This window comes from Thermodesulforhabdaceae bacterium, assembly GCA_037482015.1.
Taxonomy (GTDB): Bacteria; Desulfobacterota; Syntrophobacteria; order Syntrophobacterales; family Thermodesulforhabdaceae; genus JAOACS01.
The window spans coordinates 94817-119147 of sequence record JBBFKT010000005.1 but is presented as its reverse complement, the minus strand read 5'-3'; the positions used below and the strand labels follow the sequence as shown (position 1 = coordinate 119147).

Annotated in this window: 25 protein-coding genes; 6 read left to right on the top strand and 19 right to left on the bottom strand. The window is 42.2% G+C overall.

Features of this window, described 5'->3' with window-relative positions; genetic code table 11:
* Positions 1-54 precede the first annotated feature (54 nt).
* Entirely contained in the window at positions 55-1416 is a 1362-nt protein-coding gene (locus tag WHS38_07810; protein ID MEJ5300879.1) for a TrpB-like pyridoxal phosphate-dependent enzyme, read from the top strand.
* Positions 1417-1585: 169 nt separating this feature from the next.
* On the opposite strand, the gene hisS is transcribed toward WHS38_07810, so the two are convergent.
* Positions 1586-2860: a histidine--tRNA ligase gene (hisS, locus tag WHS38_07805; protein ID MEJ5300878.1), complete on the bottom strand. Its 1275-nt coding sequence runs from the start codon at positions 2858-2860 to the stop codon at positions 1586-1588.
* A 610-nt stretch (positions 2861-3470) separates the two neighbouring features.
* Here hisS and WHS38_07800 point away from each other — a divergent pair.
* Together WHS38_07800 and WHS38_07795 are read left to right on the top strand one after the other, a co-directional pair.
* On the top strand, positions 3471-3668 hold the full coding sequence (locus tag WHS38_07800) for a hypothetical protein (protein MEJ5300877.1): 198 nt from the start codon (positions 3471-3473) through the stop codon (positions 3666-3668).
* Positions 3669-3690: 22 nt separating this feature from the next.
* The gene (locus tag WHS38_07795) at positions 3691-4449 is read left to right on the top strand and encodes a flagellar hook basal-body protein (GenBank protein ID MEJ5300876.1); all 759 of its coding nucleotides are present in this window, start codon (positions 3691-3693) and stop codon (positions 4447-4449) included.
* A gap of 285 nt (positions 4450-4734) precedes the next feature.
* Here the strand turns inward: WHS38_07795 and WHS38_07790 are convergent, their stop codons facing one another.
* Positions 4735-5811: a branched-chain amino acid aminotransferase gene (locus WHS38_07790; protein ID MEJ5300875.1), complete on the bottom strand. Its 1077-nt coding sequence runs from the start codon at positions 5809-5811 to the stop codon at positions 4735-4737.
* Between the two features lie 115 nt (positions 5812-5926).
* Here WHS38_07790 and WHS38_07785 point away from each other — a divergent pair, with 115 nt between their 5' ends.
* Together WHS38_07785 and WHS38_07780 are read left to right on the top strand one after the other, a co-directional pair.
* A complete protein-coding gene (locus tag WHS38_07785; GenBank protein MEJ5300874.1) occupies positions 5927-6676 on the top strand; it encodes a molybdopterin-binding protein in 750 nt (249 codons plus the stop codon).
* A gap of 170 nt (positions 6677-6846) precedes the next feature.
* Positions 6847-9048, top strand: a complete 2202-nt coding sequence (locus WHS38_07780) for a 6-phosphofructokinase (GenBank protein ID MEJ5300873.1) — start codon at positions 6847-6849, stop codon at positions 9046-9048.
* Here the strand turns inward: WHS38_07780 and WHS38_07775 are convergent.
* The 17 genes from WHS38_07775 to WHS38_07695 form a co-directional block, all read right to left on the bottom strand.
* Positions 9030-10040: a glycoside hydrolase family 3 N-terminal domain-containing protein gene (locus tag WHS38_07775; GenBank protein ID MEJ5300872.1), complete on the bottom strand. Its 1011-nt coding sequence runs from the start codon at positions 10038-10040 to the stop codon at positions 9030-9032. The genes WHS38_07780 and WHS38_07775 overlap by 19 nt on opposite strands.
* 120 nt (positions 10041-10160) lie before the next feature.
* Positions 10161-11492 (bottom strand): protein phosphatase CheZ, encoded by a 1332-nt coding sequence (locus WHS38_07770; GenBank protein MEJ5300871.1) that lies wholly within the window; start codon positions 11490-11492, stop codon positions 10161-10163.
* A gap of 3 nt (positions 11493-11495) precedes the next feature.
* Positions 11496-13739 (bottom strand): chemotaxis protein CheA, encoded by a 2244-nt coding sequence (locus tag WHS38_07765; GenBank protein MEJ5300870.1) that lies wholly within the window; start codon positions 13737-13739, stop codon positions 11496-11498.
* A 10-nt stretch (positions 13740-13749) separates the two neighbouring features.
* Entirely contained in the window at positions 13750-14136 is a 387-nt protein-coding gene (locus tag WHS38_07760; GenBank protein ID MEJ5300869.1) for a response regulator, read from the bottom strand.
* Between the two features lie 20 nt (positions 14137-14156).
* The gene (locus tag WHS38_07755) at positions 14157-15251 is read right to left on the bottom strand and encodes a chemotaxis response regulator protein-glutamate methylesterase (GenBank protein MEJ5300868.1); all 1095 of its coding nucleotides are present in this window, start codon (positions 15249-15251) and stop codon (positions 14157-14159) included.
* Between the two features lie 2 nt (positions 15252-15253).
* Positions 15254-15769 carry a chemotaxis protein CheD gene (locus WHS38_07750; GenBank protein ID MEJ5300867.1) on the bottom strand — a complete coding sequence of 172 codons (516 nt, stop codon included), beginning with the start codon at positions 15767-15769 and terminating at the stop codon, positions 15254-15256.
* Positions 15770-15803: 34 nt separating this feature from the next.
* Positions 15804-16244, bottom strand: coding sequence for a chemotaxis protein CheX (locus tag WHS38_07745; GenBank protein MEJ5300866.1), 441 nt, complete (start codon positions 16242-16244; stop codon positions 15804-15806).
* The gene (locus WHS38_07740; GenBank protein ID MEJ5300865.1) at positions 16207-16626 is read right to left on the bottom strand and encodes a response regulator; all 420 of its coding nucleotides are present in this window, start codon (positions 16624-16626) and stop codon (positions 16207-16209) included. The genes WHS38_07745 and WHS38_07740 overlap by 38 nt, the downstream gene beginning before the upstream one ends.
* Positions 16627-16644: 18 nt before the next feature.
* Positions 16645-17127 (bottom strand): chemotaxis protein CheD, encoded by a 483-nt coding sequence (locus WHS38_07735; GenBank protein ID MEJ5300864.1) that lies wholly within the window; start codon positions 17125-17127, stop codon positions 16645-16647.
* Between the two features lie 188 nt (positions 17128-17315).
* Positions 17316-18158: a protein-glutamate O-methyltransferase gene (locus tag WHS38_07730; protein MEJ5300863.1), complete on the bottom strand. Its 843-nt coding sequence runs from the start codon at positions 18156-18158 to the stop codon at positions 17316-17318.
* A gap of 72 nt (positions 18159-18230) precedes the next feature.
* On the bottom strand, positions 18231-18467 hold the full coding sequence (locus WHS38_07725) for a hypothetical protein (GenBank protein MEJ5300862.1): 237 nt from the start codon (positions 18465-18467) through the stop codon (positions 18231-18233).
* A 14-nt stretch (positions 18468-18481) separates the two neighbouring features.
* Positions 18482-18931 (bottom strand): hypothetical protein, encoded by a 450-nt coding sequence (locus WHS38_07720; GenBank protein MEJ5300861.1) that lies wholly within the window; start codon positions 18929-18931, stop codon positions 18482-18484.
* A 139-nt stretch (positions 18932-19070) separates the two neighbouring features.
* On the bottom strand, positions 19071-19847 hold the full coding sequence (locus WHS38_07715; GenBank protein ID MEJ5300860.1) for an ATP-binding protein: 777 nt from the start codon (positions 19845-19847) through the stop codon (positions 19071-19073).
* On the bottom strand, positions 19822-20388 hold the full coding sequence (locus WHS38_07710) for a PilZ domain-containing protein (protein ID MEJ5300859.1): 567 nt from the start codon (positions 20386-20388) through the stop codon (positions 19822-19824). The genes WHS38_07715 and WHS38_07710 overlap by 26 nt, the downstream gene beginning before the upstream one ends.
* Positions 20385-21932, bottom strand: a complete 1548-nt coding sequence (locus tag WHS38_07705; GenBank protein MEJ5300858.1) for an HD domain-containing phosphohydrolase — start codon at positions 21930-21932, stop codon at positions 20385-20387. Before WHS38_07705 ends, WHS38_07710 begins: the two co-directional genes overlap by 4 nt.
* Positions 21933-22224: 292 nt before the next feature.
* Positions 22225-22620, bottom strand: a complete 396-nt coding sequence (locus WHS38_07700) for a flagellar protein FlaG (GenBank protein MEJ5300857.1) — start codon at positions 22618-22620, stop codon at positions 22225-22227.
* 45 nt (positions 22621-22665) lie between these two features.
* The gene (locus WHS38_07695) at positions 22666-23277 is read right to left on the bottom strand and encodes a hypothetical protein (GenBank protein ID MEJ5300856.1); all 612 of its coding nucleotides are present in this window, start codon (positions 23275-23277) and stop codon (positions 22666-22668) included.
* Positions 23278-23475: 198 nt separating this feature from the next.
* Between WHS38_07695 and WHS38_07690 the strand changes: the two genes are divergently transcribed.
* Positions 23476-24303: a flagellin gene (locus WHS38_07690; protein ID MEJ5300855.1), complete on the top strand. Its 828-nt coding sequence runs from the start codon at positions 23476-23478 to the stop codon at positions 24301-24303.
* The last annotated feature ends 28 nt before the right edge of the window (positions 24304-24331 follow it).

The following is a 24331-nucleotide window of genomic DNA, read 5'->3' as shown; positions in this document are numbered from 1 at the left end:
ATAACCCCGCCAGATTTTAGTGGCGGGGTTTATTTTATGAGGAGGCCTCAGTCTATGTTCAAAATTATGCTGCCCGAAGATAAAATCCCAAAAAAATGGTATAATGTAGTTGCTGATTTACCCAGTCCTTTAGAGCCGGTTTTGCATCCAGCTACCGGACAACCTGTAAAGCCAGAAGACCTTGCTGCCATTTTCCCGCCAAGTCTTGTTGAACAAGAAGTAAGTCAAGAAAGGTGGATTGATATACCGGAACCTGTTTTACAGAAGTATCTTATATGGCGCCCGACACCTTTGAGACGAGCTCTAAATCTCGAACGTTATTTGAATACCCCTGCTCGCATTTACTACAAGGACGAAGGCGTAAGCCCCCCAGGAAGTCATAAACCCAACACTGCCATTCCTCAGGCGTATTTCAACAAAATAGACGGCACAAAAAAGATATGCACCGAAACCGGAGCAGGCCAATGGGGAAGCGCTCTAGCCTTTGCCACATCCTTTTTTGGAATCCAGTGCGAAGTTTACATGGTTAAAGTAAGTTACAATCAGAAACCATACCGCAGGATCATGATGGAGGCGTGGGGAGCCACATGCATACCGAGCCCAAGTGACAAGACGGACACAGGAAGATCCATTCTGGCGAATGATCCTGATTCACCCGGAAGTCTAGGAATAGCTATCAGCGAAGCCATAGAAGCAGCAATAACCCACGAAGGGGCTAGATATGCACTGGGAAGCGTTCTGAATCACGTATTGCTCCATCAGACAATCATTGGGCTTGAGGCCCAGGAACAAATGAAACTTCTAGGAGAACATCCTGACGTAGTTATAGGCTGCGTAGGTGGAGGAAGCAATTTTGCGGGTCTTGCCTTTCCCTTTGTGAGAGACAAGATTTACGGGAAAGATATTGATATCATAGCCGTGGAGCCAGCTTCGTGCCCTACTCTTACCAAAGGTCCATACACCTACGACTTTGGCGACACCGCTAAAAAAACTCCTCTGCTTCCCATGCATACTCTGGGGCATCATTTTGTTCCACCTCCACTACATGCAGGAGGATTGCGATATCATGGAATGGCTCCACTGGTGAGCAAACTTTTTGCGGATGGGTTAATTCGAGCAAAGGCGGTTCAACAACTTGACACCTTCCCGGCCGGAATTACCTGGGCAAGGACAGAAGGTTACATCCCTGCACCCGAAACGACTCATGCCATATCAGTTGTGATTGAAGAAGCTCTAAAAGCTAAAGAGGAAGGACGAGAAAAGGTGATACTATTTTGCTGGAGCGGTCACGGCCTTCTCGATATGGCAGCTTATCAGGCTTATATGGAAGGCAAATTAACAAATTATTCTCTTTCTGAAGAAGAAATTTCCGAAACGTTGAAAGCTATAGAAAATCTTCCTAAGTTGCGAAGATAAAAGGATGGTAAACACAGGCTATACATAAATAAGGCAGGAACAAACCGAATATTCATTCACCTTGAGGGAATTTCTGAAAGAAAAATTGTTGTAGGGGTAACCCTGTGTGGTTACCCCTACATTACAAAGAATAAGGGATTTTTCGAATAACCCTTCTACCCCTGGAATTTTATAAAGTTTGATCTTTTAAGATCGAAGTCAGTTCGAAAACAAGCTCGTTTAGCTCGCAGATTCTCTGAGATCCCATTTTCATAAATCGGATCTGCGCGACAGATTGGTTCAGTTCATCATCCCCTATAATCACAGATACCATCGCTCCTGACTTGTCGGCTGATCTCATCTGGCTTTTCGCGCTTTTGGGTTCGTAATCCATTTCCACAGACAAACCAGCTTCTCTAAGTTGTTGAGCAATAAGAAATCCCTTTCTACGAGCGGCTTCTCCAAGAAGAACCATAAAAACGTCAATATTAGGCTTCTGGTATAAAGCTCTCGAGTCATCCATAAGCAGCATTATACGTTCAATACCGAGGGCAAAACCTATACCTGGCAAGTCTGGTCCTCCCAAATCCTTCATCAAACCGTCATATCGCCCTCCACCTCCCACGGCATTTTGAGCTCCCAGGTGTTGTGTAACAATCTCAAAGGCAGTGCGAACGTAATAATCTAACCCTCGCACCATAACCGGATTAACTACATAGCTAACTCCAAGATCATCAAGATAGGACCTAACATGCCCAAAATGAGTTTCGCAGTCCTTACACACAAAGTCTATGAGACGTGGAGCATCCTGAAGAGCTGATTTACATTGAGAAACTTTACAATCAAAGCATCTTAAGGGATTTCGAGTAATCCTTCGAACGCAGTCCGGGCATAAAAGTTCCGTTCGCTCTTTGAGATAATCCTGAAGGACGGATCTAAATTGAGGCCTGCAAATAGGACATCCCAGAGTGTTCAATTCGAGCGAGATATCCTTTACCCCCAGCGTTTGTAAAAACTGCACTGCCATAAACATAAGCTCTGCATCTAGTATCGGATCTCGAACTCCAAAGGCTTCCACGTCAATTTGATGAAATTGCCGATAGCGCCCCTTTTGAGGCCTTTCATGCCTGAACATAGGCCCAATGAGGAAGAATTTAAGGTCGCGAGTTGTATGGAGCTGATGCTGGATAAAAGCTCTTATGATAGAAGCTGTTGCTTCGGGACGAAGCGAAAGGGATCTCCCTTTAGAATCGTAAAAGGTGTACATCTCTTTTTCAACAATATCTGTGGCTTCTCCTATACTTCTGGCGAAAAGTTCGGTTGCTTCCAGAAGAGGTGTCCTAATTTCACGATATCCAAAACGCTGGAATATAGACCTTGCCGTTTCCTCTAAAAAACGCCATTTTCCCACTTCCTCGGGCAGGATGTCCATCATGCCTCTTACGGCTTGCAACGGCTGTTTCACAAACATCTCCTTTCGCTCAAGAATTTTTCCTAAGGATCTGAATAGCCGTATTAATTTACTTAAGAACACCGCCAACTTCAACAATGCCACGACACGGTTATTAGAAAAATATCCTTTCTTTTCTCTGAGGGTGTTCTAAAACTTCCCTTATGGGGTAGCTAAACATAGAAAAAGCAGGGACGAAACTCAGCTTAGAAGACCTTCCCAGACTCGGGTAGCTAAAAATATTATTCACCATGTGACTGTAGGGGCGCACGGCCTTGCGCCCCTACAATTTGGTGCGGAGTTTTTTAGAACACCCTCAGTAGGGGCATGGCATGCCATGCCCCTACGATACGGCTCGGGTTATCGTCGCGATTTTTTAGAACACCCTCTTTCTTTTCTCTTGACGAAGATTCTAAGCTTTATTAGGAAGCTTTTTTCCGTAAAAATCCTATCTGCTTGGAGGTGCCAGGATAAAAAAATATGGAATTAGCAAGTTGGGGATTTGCCCTTGTAGGTTTAATAATTTTGTGGCTGCTTAAATAAAATTCTTGACTAGCGGAAAATCTAAGTAAAAGTTTTAAGAATGCAACGTAAATTACCGAATACTAAAGGGAGGTTACGCTTCATGGCTGCGGCTAAGAAAAAAGTTGATCAGCAGGTCGTTAAAAAACCAGCGCCTAACCCAGTTCGATGCAAAGAAGGAAAAGGAGTAAGGAATTTTGATTGTCCCTATTACGACGACTGTCTCGATAAAGCCGCTCGTGCCATGTGGCCGGGGTTTACATGTGGAGAATGTGAAAATTACGAGGAACAAAGCACGTAAAAAACAGAGCGGGAGATAAAAAATGTCTCGCATTATGTCTATCAGTTTGAGCGGTATGATTAATGCTGCTCAGCGCATGAACGTAATATCTCACAATGTCGCAAATACACAAACACCGGGTTTTAAAGCTCAGAGAGTGCATTCTGCCGATGTGGTAACAGGAAGCGGTGAAGGGGCTGGAGTATCACTCCTCGCTCTTAGCCATTCCACATCGCCAGGACCAATTATAGAAACCGGCGACTGGAGCAACCTAGCTCTGAACGGATCAGGGTATTTTGCCCTTCAGGACCCTAGTGGGAAGGTTCACTATACAAGAAACGGATCATTTCATCTTGATGACCAGGGCTTTCTCGTAAACGATCAGGGCTACAGGTTGATGAACTCTCAGGGAAATCCTATCCCATCGCTAGATCCTTCCTCATATAATGCTTTTCAGGTCGATGATCAGGGACATATATGGGGAATTAGATCAGACGGCACGGTTCAAAACTTAGGAAATGACTATCAAATAGGTGTTGCAAAATTTCCAAACGAATCAGGATTGGTATCCGAAGGAGGAACCCTGTACATGGCATCTCCTCAGTCCGGCCCGCCTGATATGGGACAACCTGGTTCTGATGGCAGAGGTTTACTGATAAGCGGATTTATAGAAGGATCTAACGTAAGAATTGAAGAAGAAATGGTTGGAACAATTTTGGCTAAAACGGCCTACGAAGCAAACGCCAAGGTTATTTCTACCGCAAACGACATGAATAAGGCTCTCCTTGACATAAAAACATAGACCAACAATTGAAACTTTCTGACCCGTGTTTGTGGGAGCCCAGCATTGCTATGCTCCCACAATTGCTTTATTAAAAGCAGAACAAAGTGAAGTTGTTCGAAAATTGTCCTTTATTTGAGATCTTTTTACCTCCCTACGTTTTTATGAAGTTGGAACAAGATCGTTGGAATAATACCTAATGGGTAGGGGCATAAAATGCCATGCCCCTACCATATGGCAACCGCGAGAGTTATCACCGGGATATTTTTTGAACGCTATCAAACAAAGCGGAAGTTTATTTTTTCTCTACGTTATTTTACGAATCCAGCCGAAAATATCTTCTTTTTCTCCGTATTGAATTCCCACGATTTCATCGTAAAACTTCCTGGACCATTCACCCACCTGACCGTTACTTACAACATAGCTTTTATCACGATAGCAAATCTCGCCCACAGGAGATATAACGGCAGCGGTTCCAGTTCCAAAGCACTCCTTCATCTCACCGGATTGAGCGGTTTCTATCACTTCATCTATGGTAATAGGCCGTTCGCTGACCTTGATTCCCCAGTGTTTAGCCATGTGAATTACAGAATCTCTGGTTACCCCAGGAAGGATAGAACCGCTAAGAGGCGGTGTGATAAGTTCATCGCCTATGCGGAAAAATATATTCATTGTCCCTACTTCTTCCACATAGCGACGCTCAACAGCGTCAAGCCATAGCACCTGAGTAAACCCTTTTTTCTTTGCCTCTTCAGCGGCGTAAAGACTTGCTGCGTAGTTTGCCATTGTTTTAGCTTCGCCTACACCTCCGCGGACGGCTCTAACATATTCGTCGGTTACATAAATCTTTACCGGGTTGAACCCTTCTGCGTAATAGGCTCCCACAGGACAGGTGATAATGTAATAAAGATACTTATGGGCAGGCCTCACGCCCAGAGCTGGTTCAGTCGCTATCATGGTTGGACGAATGTAAAGCGAGGTTCCCCGATTTTTTGGCACCCAGTCTGCGTCAAGTTTAAGGAGCGTTTCCAAAACCTGCATTTGAACATCGGTATCAATTTCCGGCATACACATGCGCCTGGCAGAGCGGTTGAATCTTTCAAAGTTTTTGTAAGGCCTGAAGAGCTGTATGGTGCCATCGGCACATCTGTAAGCTTTCAGACCTTCAAAAATACCCTGACCATAATGCAAAACCATAGCTGCTGGATCTAGGCTTAGATTCTCATAAGGTACTATACGAGCGTTGAGCCAGCCTTTACCAATCTCGTAATCCATAAGGAACATATGGTCGCTGAAATGTTTGCCAAAGACAAGGTTATTCTCATCTTGCGGCTTGGGTCTTCGTTGCCCTTCACTTGCGGGGGAAATCTGAATTTGTATCATCAGCAAAGCCTCCGTTAACATAATTGTTGATATTTCAAAAATAAATTCTCAATTACGATACAGATTGATAAGACTATGAGGCACAGTTTTCAAGAGAAAATCTAGGAGGTCAGTCATGCAAACAACAGGTAGTATGTTAAAACCTGCTGTAGTCACGGTTGGAAATGAAATTATCTGGGGAGAACGCCCGGACGACAACAGACTGTGGATGTTAAATGAGCTACGCCTGCAAGGCCTATCAGCTAATATAGCTGTAAGCCTCCCAGATGATGAAGAAATTATCGGGCAATGGATCGGCGAACTCAAGGCTTATCAATGTAGCCCAATTTTCGTATCCGGAGGCATTGGAGGCACTCATGACGACAGAACTCGTCAGGGAGTTGCGATTGCCCTTGGGAAGCAACTTATTAAACATGAGGAATGTTTCCGTATTCTCGCGGAAAAATACGGCTCAAGATTTACAGAACAACGTCAACGGATGGCATGGCTCCCCGAAGGATCGTCCCTTATTCCAAATCCTATAGGTGCACCGGGATTCATGGTGGATAATATCTTCTGCTTCCCAGGCTTTCCCGAAATGTTAAAGCCAATGTTTCAGTGGGTTTTCCATGAAATACTTGCAAAAAATCTTGCCAGAGCTCCCTTGGTAACAAAAGAATGGTTGTTACCCATAAGTGAGGGCGAGATTGGGGAACTTATAGAAAATTTTGCAAGGCAACACCCAGAAGCTTATATAGGACTTTATCCCCATATCATAAAAGGCACAAAACAACAGGTAACTGTAAGACTAAGATATCCCAGGGAAAGACAGGACATTCCTGACACGCTTGACAGGCTAATCAATTCTATGGGATTGAGGACATAATTAAGGCAAAGGGTTACTAACGTAAAAAGATTCAACCAATTGTGTGCAAAATGTAAAGAACTGTAATGCTGTTTAGCCGTATAAGGTAACTATTAACACAAGATACCGTGAACCACTGATCGAAATAAACATTGTTGTTAAGGCAATCCATAGAAAGCGAGGGGTAAAATATGAAGATAGGCGTTATGACAAGCGGTGGGGATTCTCCAGGAATGAATGCGGCGGTAAGAGCCATAGTTCGTCAGGCTCTTAATCACAGCATAGAAGTGTTTGGTATAGAAAACGGCTTTGAAGGGCTTGTATCAGGACAGATAAGATCCCTCGGCTGGCATGATGTCGGCGGCATCATTAACCGTGGCGGAACTTTTCTGGGCACAGCTCGATCCGAAAAATTCAGGACCCTGGAAGGAAGACGGGAAGCTGCTAAGAATCTTGTTCGCTTTCAGATTGACGCGCTGGTTGTTATTGGAGGCGACGGATCACTCACGGGCGCCAAGGTATTAGCAGATGAGTGGGAAGAGCATATAAAAGTCTTTCAAGCCGAGGGAATTGATACAAGTCAGGTGAACACATTAAAGATCTTAGGACTTCCTGGTTCAATCGATAACGATCTTTACGGCACTGATATGTCCATTGGTGCCGACACCGCCTTAAACCATATTATCAGGGCTATGGATGATCTCACATCTACGGCGGCTTCTCATCAGCGAACCTTCGTCATAGAAACCATGGGCCGCCACTGTGGATATCTGGCTCTTATGGCTGGACTGGCTGGTGGAGCATCATGGATACTTATTCCCGAAGAGGAACTAGATATTCGGTGGCATCAGAAAATGATCGAAGCCATAGATAAGTCTCGCAAAGCTGGAAGATCTCACCAAATGATAGTGGTTTCCGAAGGAGCAAGGCACCCAGATGGACTTAAAATCAAATCCGAAGAAATTAAAGAACTCATCTCAAAAAAGCTTGGGCTAGATGTCAGGTTAACCGTTTTAGGTCACATCCAAAGAGGAGGGGCTCCGACAGCTTTTGATAGGATTCTTGCAACAAGGCTAGGTGTTGCAGCTGTTGATTTTCTTGTGGAAAATCAGAATAGCCAGGTTTGTCATATGGTAGGGCTTATTAAAAATAAACCTGCCTTTACACCACTTGAGGAGGTAATTTCCAAGAGCAGAGAAGTGGGGGAAGCTGTTGAAAACGGTGACTATAAACGTGCTCAAGAACTTAGAGGCGAAAGTTTCAGAAAGGCTCTAGAGCTTGCCAAAATGTTATCTCAGATACATCCCGCCAAAACTTGCTCCGATGAAGGTTCTGTTCTCGTCTTCACAGGAGGAGCCGACTCCCCTGGAATGAACACTCTCTTGAGCGTGCTCGGACGTTGTCTATTAAACCATGGCATTAGAGTAGTTGCGGCAAGAAACACTTTCCTTGGGCTAATTCAGGGGGATATTTCCACTCTAACATGGGATGAACTGGTAAAATGGATTAACAGACCAAGTTCCGAAATTGGCACAATGAGAATAGAACTCAAAGACAGCGATTACGCAAAAATATCTGAACAACTGGAGCGTCATAAAATTATAGGCATTGTGGCAGTGGGAGGACTTAAAACTTATTACTACATGGAGAAATTTGTAACTTTGAGAGAACGATTCCCAAGTTTCAACATTCCCGTTATTCTTATTCCAGCGTCAATAGATAATAATCTGCCAGGAACTGAATTCTCCATAGGAGCCGATACCGCTCTAAACGCTGTGGTTGATGCAGTGGATAAAATCAGGAACACAGCAGGAGCCAGCCGTCGAGCTTTCATAGTTGAAGTTATGGGACGCCAGAGCGGGTTTTTAGCTCTTATGGGAGCCATGGCTTCTGGAGGCGAAAAAGCCTACATTCCCGAACAGGGTATCTCCCTAAAGGATCTCGTAAATGATGTTGAAATGCTTAAAGAAAGTTTTGAATGTGGCAAAAAAATGGTGGTCTTTTTGAAAAACGAGGCTTCATCAAGATATTACACAACTGACTTTATCCGAAGGGTGTTTGAAGAAGAGGGTGGTGGAAAATTTGGTGTAAGAACAACTATATTGGGACACATTCAGAGAGGTGGAATGCCAACAGCTTTTGATCGTGTGCTTGCCTGTCGTTTCGGCGCCTATGCAGCTTCTCTAATGACAGAGTTCATTAACGAAAAGGATCAATCTAAAAGCGCTGTTGTATTGGGTATAAGAGGGCGGGGAATTGCAGCAACACCTTTAGAAGAAGCTATGAACGAAATGGATAGGGAAAACGACAGACCAAAAAATCAATGGTTTCTTGAACTAATAGACGTGGCAGATAAACTCGCTCTCCCCTTCCCTTATTGCAACCGTCGCTGAAACTTTTGCTCAATGCGGCATACGGATTCGTAATGAGCATCCCTTGCAAAAGAATTTGTTTCAACAAGGCGATAAAGAGCTCCATAAAGCCTGTCAAAATGTTCAAGATCATTACAAACAAGGAGGCAATCTATGCCTGCAAGAGTCGAACGTTCAACTATAATTTCTGGCGAGAAGTGATCAGAAATGGCTTTCATATCCAGATCATCGCTTAACACAAGCCCTTCGAATGAAAGGCGTTTTCGGAGCCATTCTCGACACACAGTAGTTGACAGAGGACCTGGCCATTGAGGATCCCAGAGTGGATATATTCCGTGAGAAATCATTATGCCCCACACTCCAGCTCTGATAGCTGCTTCAAAGGGTTGAAGATCGGCTCTCATATCTGAAGGAGAAAGCCATACTACAGAAAGCTTTTTCTCATGAGGATCAACCAAACCACGGGAAAGTCCGGGAAAATGTTTAGCTACTGAATGGACGCCCTGTTTCCTATGGATCTGAATCCAGAGAGAACCCAAAAGTCCAACTTCAGCCGGGTCGCTACCGAAGGAGCGGGTCCCAAGAAAATGGGTTTTTTCGTTGTGGACCCTATCAAGGACGGGGGCAAGGTTAACGTTAATACCGTGAAATCTAAGAACTTGAGCCGTTTCCGATGACGATCGGGATATATTCATCTGCCGCTCTTCAGGAGTTTTCCCGGTTGTTACCATAAGCCAGGGGGCCGGATTTTCCAAAAAAGGAAGTCGCCTTACCGTTCCCCCTTCCTGATCTACCGCAATGAAAAGCTTTCTTCCTAAATGGGCTAATGCGTTAGATTGGATGGTCGATATAAGCTCGGAAAGCTGTCCAGAATCCACAATATTTCGTCTGAAAAGAACCAAGCCCCCAATCTGATATTCGTTTATAAGTGATCTAAGTTCATCATTCCAGGTCGTTCCATTAAAACCAACCCAGAAACGAATGCCAGCAGTGCTTTTAAGAAGTTTGGACATAGTTTAGCGCAGATCCTTTCATTTGGAAACCGCTTCAGGTAGCTCCTGGCAATCCTTGAAAAGAGCAAAGCCTAGCGTCTTTCTCCAAATCCATAGCGACAAACTTTTTTAAACACACCATCAAAAACCGAATTCAGCAAGCAAAGCATCCACGTCTTCTTGGGATTTTAGAGCATCCTCTTTCTTTTCGTGAGCAGGTCCGTAAAGAAACTCTTTAGGAGCTTTATCCTTTTCTTTCTTTCTTCCAGAAACGGGAATACCAAAGCTTGTGATGAGATTTATCAAGCTCAATTCTAAGTCCTTCAGAAGACGCATGATTTTTATAATGATCTGACCGGTCAGATCCTGAAAGTCCTGAGCCGTCATAATTTTTAGGAGATCTTCCTGATCTGCTTGAAGCTGAACCTGTAAAGTATCTAGCAAGTTCATAACTTCTTGAAGATTCGCTTTAGCATTATCTCCAAGAGGATAAAGAACTTTCAAGATGGTCCTCATTCTAGCCAGGGTGGTTTCCGCTTCGTTCTTACGATTCTGTAACAACTCCACATGATCCAAGGTTGTGTTAGCGGCGTGCTCTGTGAGCTTAAGAATATGTTCCAACCGATCTCCCGAATCTGGAAGCTTTTCTTCTACAAACTCTCTAAGCTGAGGATCTAAAGACCGAGATAGATTTTTCAAAGCGTCATGAAGCTGTCTAGCTAATTTTCCTATTTCATCATACAAACTCTCATTCGAACACTGATTTTCTGCAAGTTCCTTAAGAATTTCTCTTGCTCGAATAACATTGCCATGAGCAAAGGCAAACATAAATTCCTTGATTTTTCCTACAACCCAGGACAACTTTGGATCGACATAATTGCTTTTTTCAAGAATATCTTCATCAGGGTCAGAAAGGGCAAATACACGCTTAAGGTATGAAATGATGGAACTTTTGGCAGGGAATCGGATGGAAACAAAGCCATCCCCACTTAAGTCAAATATTTCACCCCCGGCTCTTTCTACAAAAACCTTAAGGCTCGACACTTCAGACTTAATTTCATCGTACTCTGGTGAAGACTCTAGTATGGCTTCGATTTTGACATTTTCATTTTCTTCTTTTTCGCCTTCCCTGGCTGTATAGCCAGCATTAGGATCGATACCTGTAAGTTCGTAAAATTCAGCCAGATGTTCTGGGGCTGGCTTTTCGCCGTTAGATCCCAGCCTTTCTCTAAGCGTTGCAAAGGCGAACTGCAAAAGCTGTTTAATTTCAGCGCTAGAAGGATCGTCCCAATCAAGCCATTGAACAAAGGATTTTACAGAAATAGCTAATTGGGCAAGATTCTTGAATCCCTTATTTGACGATACAAAAGAGAGTCTATCAAGCTGGTTTAATAAGTCGTCCTTTTTATAATTAGCTCCAGCAGTCGAGCATGACGCTTCTAAAGTAGCAAAAATTTCTATTAGCTCTCCCATAATTTACCTGATTCCCCTTTCAAAAGCTGTAACGATGCCTTTTACATCTATGATTAGAGCGACTCTACCGTCGCCAAGAATCGCACCACCTGAAATCCCCATTACATGTTTTAAGGCACTTCCAAGACTTTTAATTACTACTTCCTGTCTTCCAATAATTTCATCAGCCAGAAGACAGTAATCACGTCCATCTTCGCTAACAACAAGGAGCAGAGCCTCCCATGGATTGTAGTTAAGTGGTTCAAGCCCCAAAAGTTCATGGAGCCTCACAAGCGGCATGAGCTTGCCTCGAACGTTAATCATCTCACCTTTGCCATGCACCGTTCTGTAATCATCAACAGACGGGCGGAACGATTCTTGCAAAGAAACTGTTGGAACTACATAACGTTCAGATCCCACCTTGATAATCATTCCGTCTATGATTGCCATTGTGAGAGGCAGTTTTAGCTGAAAGAGGGTTCCTTCACCGCGTTTACTTTTTATTTCTATTTTACCCCGCAGTTCCTCTACTGTGCGCTTTACAACATCCATCCCGACTCCACGACCGGATACATCGGTTACTTCATCTTTGGTGGAAAAGCCGGGATGAAAGATTAAATCGAATAGAACACTTTCATCTAGTTTATCTTCTGGCTGGACAAGCCCTCGCTCAATCGCTCGTTTTCGAATTTTTTCCGCGTCTAATCCTTTGCCGTCGTCTCTGATATCAATGACGATATTCCCACCTTTCTGTTCCGCTGATAAAAATATCGTTCCATGCGGTGGCTTTCCAGACCTAACTCGCTCCTCCGGCGGTTCAATGCCATGATCCACAGCATTACGTATCATATGAACAAGAGGCTCATAAATCTGGTCAACCATGTTACGATCTATCTCGGTCTCTTCTCCCGACATTTGAAGGACAACTTCTTTTCCTGATTTTCTAGAAAGATCCCTTACAAGGCGAATCATTTTTTGAAACGTTGCCTTTATGGGCACCATTCTAAGAGATGTGCTTATGCGCTGAAGCTCACCGGTAATACGTCGGAGTTGAACGATGTCTTTCTGGAATTTTTGATCCTTTATCTTCTGAACCTCCGGATTCTGAAGCACCATAGATTGAGCAATAACCAGCTCACCAATCATATCCACGAGGTTATCGAGCTTATGAGTATCAACTCTTATTGAAGCAACAGACTCTTTCAATTGTTTCTGCTCTCTAATAGCAAGTGCCACGTCCTTAGGTGCTGCAGCACCTTTTTCTACAAGCTTTTCGCCAATTCTCTTGCCCTCTTGCCTAGCTTCTTGAAGCGCTTCTTCGATCTTTTCTTCTTCTACAACGCCTTTTTCAACAAGTATTTCACCCACTTTGGGGATTCTTATAGGAGGATTAGCCTGGGTTGGGTCAAAGTTTCTTACGTATTTTAGGAACTTACTTACTCTAGCATCCCCCTGAACGGTTATTTCCCCTTTTGCCAGACCAGCCTCGAGGGTTGTCAACTGTTCTTTGAGTATATCCACGGCTTGAAGAACAATATCTATGACTGACTCAGTGACAGGAAAGTTTCCCGATCGGGCACCATCTAGCAGATTTTCAACTTCATGGCTGAGTTCGTGAATATCCTTCAAGTTTAGAAAGCCGGCAACCCCTTTAATGCTGTGAAAGGGTCTAAAAATAGCATTGATGACTTCCTTATTTTCGGGATCTTCCTCAAGCGAAATAATGTTGAGTTCTATAGATGCTAGATGTTCTCGAGATTCTTCAAGAAAGTCTTTGAAAAGATCAGGGTCTTCAACTGGTATAGAAACCAACTGAGCTGCCCTCTCTTCATCCTGTTTATCCTTATCGAGAGAAATCTCCAGAGATGATTCCTTTTCTGGCGTTTCACTCATTAGGTCAATCGTAATGGGTTCTATGTCTCTTTCATCGGACTGTATTTGATCCGACTGCTGAAAAGAAGTAAAAGATGGTGGAACATCAGTTTCTTCTAAGATGACGGATTCCTCAGATGCACGATCGCAAAGCATACGAATTGTTTCATGTATGGTTTCCCAGTCTTTTGGAGGGTCCGAAGATTCCTCAAGTATAAGCTTTTTGAAGATACTTTTTAGCTGGTTAACAAGTTCGGTCTCTTGAGCGGAAAGGCTAAAAGCTTCCAGTTCATCGAGGAGATTGAGTATCTCACCCATACCCATTAGATCGTCCATACCAGCTATAACGCTGGTGGCTATTCTATCCAGCAATTCTTGTTTCGATCGTCCACTCATAGGATGCCCTTTATTCTTTAGGAATAATCTTTTCTAGCTTTTCTGCGAGAGTCTGAGCGGTAAATGGTTTAACGATATAATTGCTAACCTTTGCTTTAACAGCCTCGATAACATTTTCTTTCTGAGCTTCGGCTGTCACCATAAGAAAGGGAATGTCTTTTGTGTCTTCATTAGAACGAACCCATTTCAGAAGTTCCAGCCCTGTCATTTTAGGCATATTCCAGTCTGAAATAATTAGATCCACTTTTTGAGTTTTTAGAATATCTACGGCGGCGGTTCCATCTTCAGCTTCAAGTATTTTTTTGAACTCCAGGTCACGTAATATATTGCGAACTATCCTTCGCATTGTAGCAAAGTCATCCACAACAAGAACTGTCATATCCTTATAGGACGGCACAGCTTTACCTCCTTTTATCCTTAATTTTTGGCTTTAGCCATTTGTTCCTTCTCATCCTCTTGTAGCATGCCAAGAATTACTCTTGGTATTTCAGAAAGAGGTGCAACCACATCTACTGCTCCAAGTTTAATCGCTTCCTTGGGCATCCCAAAGACTACACAAGTTTCCTCATCTTGGGCAATAGTCTTGGCTCCTGATTTTTTCATTTCCAGCAGTCCACTTGCCCCGTCCCGTCCCATTCCTGTCATGATTACTCCAATAGCATTAGCGCCTGCATAACGAGCTACAGAATGGAAAAGCACATCAACGGAGGGACGCTGATAACATACTAGGGGACCATCTTTCACTTCCACATAGTATCTTGCACCACTTCTTTTAAGAACCATGTGGTAGTTCCCCGGGGCAATAAGCGCAACTCCAGGAACAACAGAGTCTCCATTTTGAGCTTCTTTTACTGTGACTTGACAGAGGTTATTTAGGCGCTCAGCAAAAGCCTGAGTAAATTTGGGCGGCATATGCTGAACAATCACGATACCAGGTGATGTTGGGGGCATCTGAGTCAGAACGGCTTTGAGCGCTTCTGTACCTCCGGTGGAGGCACCCATTGCAATGACCTTGTGGGTTGTCTGAGCCAGGGAGAGTCTAGAAGTTTCTCTTACGGTTTCTACAGATGGTTTTTCATGTGGAGAAGCCTTCAATAGTTTAGCCTTAGCAGCCGCTCTAATCTTTTCCACCAACTGGACACTCATATCCCCCACAGAATAGGATCCCCCTGGTTTTACCATAACTTCCACAGCACCGGCTTCAAGAGCTTCTAAAGCCATTGCACTGTTCTTAGGGGTAAGGGAACTGACCACAATTGTGGGAACAGGATAATATTTCATTAGTTTTTTGAGAAAGGTCAAACCGTCCATTCGGGGCATTTCAATATCAAGAGTAATCACGTCGGGTTTTAAGGTCACTATTTTGTCCCTGGCAACATAAGGATCTGGAGCCGTCCCGACCACTTCAATATCGGGATATTTTGAAAGCTCCTGTGCAAAAATCTTCCTAACAATAGCAGAGTCATCCACAATTAGGACTCTTATTTTTCTCTTTGGTTCAATCACCGCCATATTTAACGATCTCCCTCGTAAGGATACCAATCTTCACTGCGAATGCGATCAACATGCAGGATCGCTATTTCGTTTGTAAAAGTATTAAAGACCACCTTCCGGCCTTTTTTCCCTCCCACATCTTCCGCTACTATAGGAATACCATAATTTTTGAGTATTTTTCGAGCAACGTCGATATTATCTCGAGCGATACAGGTAGATTCCGGTGATGCATTTATTGGCACAGCCCCACCTATGATTTGGGCTTCTATATCTTTAATCTCGCTGCCATCTTCTCGGAAAAACTTAACGAGAGCTATTGTCGCCACATTACCATAAATAGGCCTAGCATCTAGAGAGTTATGCGTTTCGGGATACAAAAAATAGTTCATGCCTCCACGCTGTCTTTTCCTATCCCAAAGGCATACTGAAACTCCACTTCCCAAAACAGTTGATATCAGAGTAGGCACACTGGGAATGTAAATATACCCCTTCCTGAGAAAATACTCGCTTTTCTGAACGTTTCGCTTGAAGTCCATAGCTAGTCTATAGATTCCTGGGAATTTCTCTTGATCATAAAACGCAGACGGTTACTTCACCCAACTTTTCCCCAAGCACAAAAAGAGGGAAGGATTGACACTGTTCGACTTTTTTTAATTCCTCAGGGTTTCCAATCTGAGGAAGACTTAACATATATTTTCCACCAGCCGAGCCCAAACAGTATCCTCCTACCATATTAGCTAATTCCTTAAGACAGTCTTCTACATCTTCACGCTTTATTTTATCCACGATCGTTCCCATAAAGTCAGCCGCCATTTGATAAGCAGAAGGTTCACTAAGAGTAATCACAATAAATATCTTGGAGTTATCACCTGACAGCTTTATATGAGAAGTAATCTTGTTTTTGCCTTTGTAAGATGGGTCTTCACCCGAAGAATCAAGTTCGGGCATAGTATAAAACATTTTCTCGAGGGTTTTAAAAATCGCTTCCTTCGCTAATTCCACCCACTGCATAGACAGGTTCTCCCATTATTCCTTTAAGATATTCCCTGATCTGATCGGGTTCAAAGGGCTTCCTTATATATCCCTGGGCTCCCAAAGACATAGCTCTTTGTAATCTCGTTTCGTCAGATTCCGTTGTTATCAAAACTACTGGCACATTATTAAAATCTTCTTTTTTCCGAAGCTCTTCCAGAAATTGATAACCATCCATAACAGGCATGTGAATATCTGAAAGAATAAGATCTACCCAGTTTGAATCAAGCACTTCAAGAGCTTCCTTGCCATTGGATGCCTCAAAAATTTCTCCTACATCAAAACCAGAAATCTGCAAAACCTTACGAATAACCTTTCTCATAGAACTGGAGTCGTCTACGATCAAAATATTGTATGACATAACACTCCACCTTACCCTTTAAAACTCAATCTCTCCGTCTCCAGATATTTTTAGAAAAACTTTTCCTGAATCAATGTGTAACCGCATTGTTCTATTAACAGACCCACCCACATCTTCTGCAGCAATTCTGACATTATTACGCCAAAAGAGCTTTTTTAGGATCATGTAATTCCTTTTGCCTATATTGAACACTCCATTTTCATCAAGTATTTGTCCACCCCCGGCAACTTTAACAATCATGTTAGCCTTTGTTGCTCCAAGACTGTAACACATCTTAAATAAAAGAGGAATACCCGTATCGCCAAACATAGCTGGATTTTTCTTGGCTTTTTCAGGATCTATTGATGATTCCGGAAGCATGTAATGGAGAAGCCCCCCTACTCTTACCACGGGATCGTAAACTGCCACTCCAATACATGATCCAAGGGAATAGGTAATGAGCACATCATCAGACTTATTGCTCACCGCCATATCCCCTACACCAACAACAATTCTTGCCATAAATCTTTCTCCTGCCCAGAAATAAATTTGCAACTTATTCTAGTTGTGGTTTTAAAGATATTCAGCAAAAGGGTCAAGATCTTTGACTCCTAACCTACTTAAAGATTTTCTAATATACAGCCAACCTGTTTAACATAGCGGGGGCAAGATTCTTGATCGCTCAATCAGTGTCAACGCAAACCAAAATGCTATCGCTTACGATATACCGCAGGGCGGACATAAATTAGATCATGTTTAAGACCTGCAAGACTTTCCGAATGCCCGACAAAAAAATATCCCCCCGGCGCAAGGTAGGAGGCCATGCGGTTTATGATGTCTTGTTGGGTGGGCTTGTCAAAGTAGATCATAACATTACGACAAAATATAACTTCAAAAGGTCCTTTAAAAGGGTAAGGTTCCTTGAGATTAAGTCTTCTAAAAACTACAACATCCTTTAACTTATTAGACACCTGATAAACATGCTCATTGTTCTGGCGAATCTTTTCAAAATATTTCTGCCGAAGGGCTGGTGGAACCTTTTGAACTCTTTCCCCAGAATAAACTCCACTAATAGCTAAACGAAGAACTCTTGTGGATATATCTGTCGCCAAAATCTTAAAATCCCAACCTGGTTTAACCGGTCTTTTTTCCAGGTATTCCAACACGCACATGGCTATACTGTATGGCTCTTCGCCAGAAGAGCATGCCGCACTCCACATTCTAATCCGTCGATCGTGTTCTTTCTCCTTCTTGTAAACAAGTTCCGGCAAAACAACTTCTTCGAGAAAAACAAAATGCTGCTCTTCACGGAAAAAATATGTGAGATTTGTTGAAATAGCATCTATAAAATTGATAAACTCTGCAAAGTTGTTGGGATTAGTCAGGTATCGATAGTAGTCCTCAAAGCTCTTTATTCCCGTGGCTCGAAGACGTTTGCTAAGTCTCGCTTGAAGAAGAGGTTTTTTTCCTTCATGAATGTTTATTCCAGCCGCTTCATATATTAGCTCACTGAATTTCCTGAATAAGGAATCACTCAACTCCTGATCCGCCATATAACAACTCCTAACCCCATATATTAAATGAACTCATTTTGCATTATATGTGGATGTTACCAGGTGGGCAAGTTATTTACGGAGGGTTTCTCCGTGAGGTTTCTCAAGCTTTAATTTTATCTTTACATCCATAGATTGAAGCATTTCCCAGGCCCGCTCTTCCCTTGTCAAAGAGCGAAGGCGGTTAAGCTCAACATCTTCGTTAGAAGGGCCGCTACGACAAACAATTTCATCATTCCTATCTTCACAGACTTCACCTCCAAGCGATCTAAAGGGCAACATTAATACGAAAGTAACAAGGATAGACAAACAAAGCCACCTTTTCACAGATAATCACCCCGCTTCCATTTAATAGATTCCAGGAAAGAGCACATTTTTATTTCCTCTTCAATTGACATTAAAGAGGTATCGGTCGAAGTTGTATCTTTACTTGTGAAATTCAACTTAGCCATTACATCTACAAGATCATCAATCTGTCTAAGATCAGTCTCAGGAGAACCAAGAAGACTCGCAATAGATTCAAGTTGATCAACGGCGGAATTCAAATTCTCAGCAATTCTCTCAAAAGATTCCCTGGCATTCAATAGACTATCAAGACCATCGTTGCTCAAAGAAGGGCTAATCTCATTTGCCATAACAGCACCTACACTTTCACTCTTTTCCTGGCTTAAAATTTCTCTAAGGTAAGAAGAAAAATCATCGGCGGGTTTCTGAGTTGAAGAAGGCGTAATGTTTCGGTCATCCGGGGATAATTGCACTTTTGTTATCTTCATAAAAACATCCTCCCTGATGGTTTATTTACATCTCATCATAGCTTCTAAGCAATTATATTGCCAATAGGCTGTTCTACTTAAAAAGCCTTATTTTCTAAGAAGATGGCAAAATTTCAACTCTTCAGAAAGAAAATTTTTCCTAAGGAATTATCATTCTAGCAGGAATTTTCATCTCAACCTGGGTAAAATTGTTATCTCGATTTACGGAAATACTGCCTCCATAAATAGATAACAAATCCTGAATGCAACAAAGTCCAAGCCCAAAAGATGGTATTTCATCAAAATCTTCTTTTGGAAAATCCCACGACGAATATGATGGTTGAAATAACAAAGAAGAATCAAAGTCTGGATCCCATCCGCAACCAGTATCTATAACCCTCACGATAATTTCATGCTTGGACAGCGTGGAAGGATCGATGCAAAATTCTACTCCGCCTTTATCCGAGCTGCTTTTTATTGCTTTAAGGGCATTTCTTACCAACTCAACAAACATAATCACAAAGACCCTTGAAGGCATTTGGGGAATCGCTACACGTAACGATGATTTTATCGATATAGAAACGTTATGCTTGCAAAATATATCAGCTTTAAGAATCCTAGTAATTAGATGATAAAATTCGCAAACATCAAGAACCTCTTCTTCTGAATCAGCCAATTGCTGTAATATGCGGAAATCGCTAAAAGTATCAGCGATAATTTTAACTTCGCGAGAAATGATATCGAGCTTTGGTTTAGCGGTTTCATCGAAATCAGAAAGCAAATTTACAGTTGATCCCATAAGTTCCACTAAAAACATCACGCTCTGCAGAGGAGATCCAACATTATGAATTAAGCCACTTAACAGCTTCCCTTTAAAGGCGTAATAATACAGCAAAAGAATTGCTTCACTATCATGGATTTCTGCTACTGCTTTCATCGGTATTCACACGACGCCTACTTTTTCTTTCGGTGTCAAAAATCATCCTGATGATAAGCTGCCTGTCTTCTTCGTAAATATCGGAAAACTCTACCCCTACAAGGCAATATTTTCCATCATCTTTATACTCAACTCGGCAAACTTTTCCTACAGCGAAAATTGGTGTAATTTCCCCAGCGGTTGAATAAATGCAGAGTTCCAGCACATCACCAACTGATAAACCTTGACAGTGAGTAAAAGAAAGACCTCCTCCACTAATATCAATAACTGCACTGTCGTATTTGAAGATCTTTTCTTGGCCCCCTCGACTCATCATCCTCAACAGGTAATCTAACTTCATCTCAATCCGCTCAAGGCGTTCAAACATGAGCTGGAAAATTGGTTCAATATTCTCAATGTTCTCAGGTAGCATTGTGTAAGCGTCTCTAGGGCGAGGAAGTCGTGGAATGAGAATCCCTTCTGTTCCAACAATATTGTATTTAACTTTCAGACCAGGAATAGGCATTCGTAGATAAGATCTCTTTTCATCTGAGGTCTTCATTCTTGAACCTCGTGATGCACTTCATCAAAAACATCAAAAAGCGCATCAATTACCTGCGGATCAAACTGAGACCCCTTATACTTGGCAAATTCATTCCATACAGCGTCTTTACTAAGCGCCTTTCTGTATGGTCTGTTAGTAGCCATAGCATCGTAAGCATCGGCAACAGTGATAACACGGGTTATCAAAGGAATATCATTGCCGCCTATCTTATCGGGATATCCTTTTCCATCCCATCTTTCATGATGATTACGAATAATCGATCTTTCGATATCACTAAGTCCCAGTTCGCCAACGATGCTTTCGCCAATTACAGGATGGCGTTTAATAAGTTCAAATTCTTCGTTATTCAATCTTCCTGGCTTGTTAAGCACGTGGTCGGGGATTCCTATTTTACCAATATCATGGAGGTAACCTACCGTGTTAATAGCTTCCATTTCTTCCAGAGAACGACCCATACTTTTTGCAATGATGGCCGCTACTTTCGTTACACGCTCCGAATGTTTTCCTGTGTAGATATCCTTTGCTTCTAAGGCGTTTACTAAAGTTCGTAATATGCTGTAAAAGTTGGCCATAAGACTTTCATATAACGCAAGGTTTTCAATCACAAGAGATGCCTTTTTTAGAAGAAATTCAAAGACATGCTTCTGATTCTCATCAACCCAGATTCTGCTTTTATATTCAAGATCATACGCAATGACAAAACCAAAAACTTCCGTTCTAACTACTACAGGCCACAAAGATATCTCGTCAGAAGAAACATTCAAACTATTAGCTACAGCACCAAGGATTAGATCCAATTTGGGGTGTAAGTGTGAAGATATACTACTTAAAGGCGAGGAATTATCCGGCACTATTATGATGTGAGTTTCATGAAACAGATTTATGACTTTAGGAAACAATTCCTTCCCTCCTGGGGCTACTTCTCTTGCAAGCAAGAACAAGGCGTCATTAGAAGGAAGAATAACAAAGAAACCCACTTCCTTAGCATTAGTTAGATTCAAAGCCCACCTAACAAGCAACTGGTAAAGTTCTTCACTGGACCTGACATCATCAAATTCTCGTGATATATCAAACAACAGTTTTTGAAGAGCCAGGTTTTGCTCTAACTCTTTATTCAGCCTTTCAAGTTCCTTTTTTGCCTCAATCTCCAACATAAGGGAAATATTATCCAGGAGGATCTGACGCTCTCTAAAAGCTCTCTCAAGACTAAAGGCAAGTTGCTGAAAAGTAAAAGGTTTGGCAAGAAAATCGGAAGCACCTAATCTCATGGCTTCAATAGAAGCATCCATCGAAACTCGACCGCTCATCATTATTACAGACACTGTCGGGTCTTTTGACTTAATTGCTTCCAGCACAGCGATTCCTGTCATATCGGGAAGCTGAAGATCTACAAAGGCGCAATCATACCGGTATGTTTCTAGAGATTTCAAAGCTGCCTTTCCTTTTTCCACATGATGGACTTCGTATCCCCCGATCTGAGAAAGATAACCCTTTAACAATCCACCAAGAACCAGATCATCTTCTACGATAATTATCTTCATATCAAAGACCTCACCAAGCCAGTTTTCGTCATAACCTTTATAACTTGAGTGTGCCAATATGTAAACCTTTTGGACAGTAGATAAAAATCGGCCCATCAATGGAAGTTGGTTCGCCAGCATTATTCACAAAGCAGTATTTATTAAATAGGCCTGTATTGTTTAGAAAAAAGTAGATAAATGGAAGGGTGCAATAAAAAGACAATATAGTATCTATCCAACTAAACTTTGCGATCAAAGGCAAAATTTCAAAACCATATTAATTTAATAAGGTCTTTAGCTTGAACAAAACCAGCTAGACCTTTTTATTCAATAACACCCCCACTAATTCTTCAAGTTTTTGACGCAATTTGAGAAGTTCCTCCGGCGGAATCTGCCGAACTAGTTTACCAGTTTCACGGTTTATAACCTTCACCACAATGTCGTGTGTTTTATCGTCCACATCGAAGGAGAGACTGACGTTCATTTCTGAAAGATACTTCTGTATCTCTTCAGCAAGCTTTTTGGTTTCTTCAATGCTCGTTTTAAGGAGTTTAGTTTGAACACCTGCTTTAGAAGTTCTAACATCCTGGGTTGTCTGTCCCTCAGATGCTTCCACAGGCTTTACAAGTTCTTCCTTTTTCAATTCCCCAGTCGGCCTAATCCATTGTTCAAGCGTAACTGGTTGTATTTCAGGAACTTTTACTTCCATGGCTTACTCCTCTTTAATTGTATGCCAAGATAACAAGCTTCATTATTAAATTCGGATTTTGGAAGACTTTCTTAAATTTTTAACCACTTCTTCCTGTAAAAAAATTCCAAATTGATCACTCATAGCTCTGATAATTGTCCGTATGGGGAAACTGGCTTCCCCTAACTTTGTGGACCAATACAAATCTGTATCCCTGCCCGGGTAGGAAATTCCTTCCTGCTGGACGGAAAAAACAACACGTTCAGTGGCTACATCCCTGATCTGCACCAGAACAGCAAGTTCTTGTGGTTGTCCACCCCCTGTGGCTACCATACGTTCAACCGAGCCTTCAAGAAGAAGATGACATTCCCTACGGTGTACGAGAAAATTTCGATAACTGTCAAAAAACCTAACCATAGCGCCAATATTTCTGGCTTGGAGACTTCTAGCATAGTTTTCTCCAATTTTAAGTAGCCATTGTGAAGGAATATTTTCTTGAGATGAAAAAGGAATTGCACAAATAACTGACGCATTAACGTTTATTGATTCATCAAGAGACACTAATACTCTAGGCGAAGTAAGCGAAAGAGTCCGAAAGCCCAAAGTAGCACATCCGCTAATTATCAAAGCAATTATCACAAGATTAGCGATGAATGTCGAAGGATTGCGTCCAATCATAGTTATTCTCCCGGCAGAAAGACTTCTTTAAAATACACTGAAGAAAGTTTTCGTCCAAGATTAAAGTAATGTCTGAAAGATGGAAATAACTAGCCAGTTTTTATCAAAATGGCACTTTTATTGCTAAATCATAAATGCGAACTTAATAGTGTTTAGCCAAGGACGGCAAATTCACATTTGTTTGAAGGAGATAAGCCTATGAGAGTCAATACCAATGTGCCTGCAATCAATGTATATCGCAATTTAACTCTTAACAGCCGCAAGTTTGCGGAGTCACTTAAGAAGTTATCCTCGGGATACCGTATTAATTCAGCGAAAGATGACGCTTCAGGACTCGCTGTGGCAAACCGATTCCGCGCTGACATTGCATCACTTAAGGTAGCTCACCAGAACGCGGCGGAAGCCCAATCAATGCTTCAGGTGGCAGATGGGGCTTACAGCAAGATTTATGACATCTTAGTTCGAATGAAAGAACTTGCCACCCAGGCAGCTTCTGATCAAACTGTTAATGAACAGCTTACATCCGAATTTATTAACCTTCAATCCGAAATTACCCGTATCGCTGAATCTACCAAGTATAATACTACTGTCCTTATTAATGGTGGTACCATTGCTACGCAAGGTCTTACCTTCCAGATCGGTCAGACAAACGATGCTGAATTTCAATTAAATATCAAACTAGCCACTGCCGATGCCGACGCTCTTGGTGTAGATATAGGTGACATTTCAATTGAAACTGCCGCCAGCGCGAGAGCGGCCATGACAGCCATTGACAGCGCAATTGACAGCATCAACCAGTATATGAGCCAGATCGGAGCCAATCAGAACAGGCTCCAATACACGATGGAAAATCTCGAAATAAGCATTGAAAACTTCTCCGCATCCGAATCGACCATAAGAGATGTGGACATGGCAGAAGAAGTAACAAACTTCACCAAACTTCAGATTCTCCAGCAGTCTGGTATTGCAATGCTTGCTCAGGCTAATATGGCTCCTCAGCAGGTTCTTAGATTACTGCAAGGCTAAAAGTTCTCTTTGGCGGGCAGGGTTAATT

Excerpts from the sequence above, each read along its gene's own strand:
- WHS38_07810 (MEJ5300879.1), top strand. The coding sequence starts at position 55 with ATGTTCAAAATTATGCTGCCCGAAGATAAAATCCCAAAAAAATGGTAT.
- WHS38_07800 (MEJ5300877.1), top strand. The coding sequence starts at position 3,471 with ATGGCTGCGGCTAAGAAAAAAGTTGATCAGCAGGTCGTTAAAAAACCA.
- WHS38_07795 (MEJ5300876.1), top strand. The coding sequence starts at position 3,691 with ATGTCTCGCATTATGTCTATCAGTTTGAGCGGTATGATTAATGCTGCT.
- WHS38_07790 (MEJ5300875.1), bottom strand. The coding sequence starts at position 5,811 with ATGATACAAATTCAGATTTCCCCCGCAAGTGAAGGGCAACGAAGACCC.
- WHS38_07785 (MEJ5300874.1), top strand. The coding sequence starts at position 5,927 with ATGCAAACAACAGGTAGTATGTTAAAACCTGCTGTAGTCACGGTTGGA.
- WHS38_07780 (MEJ5300873.1), top strand. The coding sequence starts at position 6,847 with ATGAAGATAGGCGTTATGACAAGCGGTGGGGATTCTCCAGGAATGAAT.
- WHS38_07775 (MEJ5300872.1), bottom strand. The coding sequence starts at position 10,040 with ATGTCCAAACTTCTTAAAAGCACTGCTGGCATTCGTTTCTGGGTTGGT.
- WHS38_07770 (MEJ5300871.1), bottom strand. The coding sequence starts at position 11,492 with ATGGGAGAGCTAATAGAAATTTTTGCTACTTTAGAAGCGTCATGCTCG.
- WHS38_07765 (MEJ5300870.1), bottom strand. The coding sequence starts at position 13,739 with ATGAGTGGACGATCGAAACAAGAATTGCTGGATAGAATAGCCACCAGC.
- WHS38_07755 (MEJ5300868.1), bottom strand. The coding sequence starts at position 15,251 with ATGGCGGTGATTGAACCAAAGAGAAAAATAAGAGTCCTAATTGTGGAT.
- WHS38_07750 (MEJ5300867.1), bottom strand. The coding sequence starts at position 15,769 with ATGGACTTCAAGCGAAACGTTCAGAAAAGCGAGTATTTTCTCAGGAAG.
- WHS38_07745 (MEJ5300866.1), bottom strand. The coding sequence starts at position 16,244 with ATGCAGTGGGTGGAATTAGCGAAGGAAGCGATTTTTAAAACCCTCGAG.
- WHS38_07740 (MEJ5300865.1), bottom strand. The coding sequence starts at position 16,626 with ATGTCATACAATATTTTGATCGTAGACGACTCCAGTTCTATGAGAAAG.
- WHS38_07735 (MEJ5300864.1), bottom strand. The coding sequence starts at position 17,127 with ATGGCAAGAATTGTTGTTGGTGTAGGGGATATGGCGGTGAGCAATAAG.
- WHS38_07730 (MEJ5300863.1), bottom strand. The coding sequence starts at position 18,158 with ATGGCGGATCAGGAGTTGAGTGATTCCTTATTCAGGAAATTCAGTGAG.
- WHS38_07720 (MEJ5300861.1), bottom strand. The coding sequence starts at position 18,931 with ATGAAGATAACAAAAGTGCAATTATCCCCGGATGACCGAAACATTACG.
- WHS38_07715 (MEJ5300860.1), bottom strand. The coding sequence starts at position 19,847 with ATGAAAGCAGTAGCAGAAATCCATGATAGTGAAGCAATTCTTTTGCTG.
- WHS38_07710 (MEJ5300859.1), bottom strand. The coding sequence starts at position 20,388 with ATGAAGACCTCAGATGAAAAGAGATCTTATCTACGAATGCCTATTCCT.
- WHS38_07705 (MEJ5300858.1), bottom strand. The coding sequence starts at position 21,932 with ATGAAGATAATTATCGTAGAAGATGATCTGGTTCTTGGTGGATTGTTA.
- WHS38_07700 (MEJ5300857.1), bottom strand. The coding sequence starts at position 22,620 with ATGGAAGTAAAAGTTCCTGAAATACAACCAGTTACGCTTGAACAATGG.
- WHS38_07695 (MEJ5300856.1), bottom strand. The coding sequence starts at position 23,277 with ATGATTGGACGCAATCCTTCGACATTCATCGCTAATCTTGTGATAATT.
- WHS38_07690 (MEJ5300855.1), top strand. The coding sequence starts at position 23,476 with ATGAGAGTCAATACCAATGTGCCTGCAATCAATGTATATCGCAATTTA.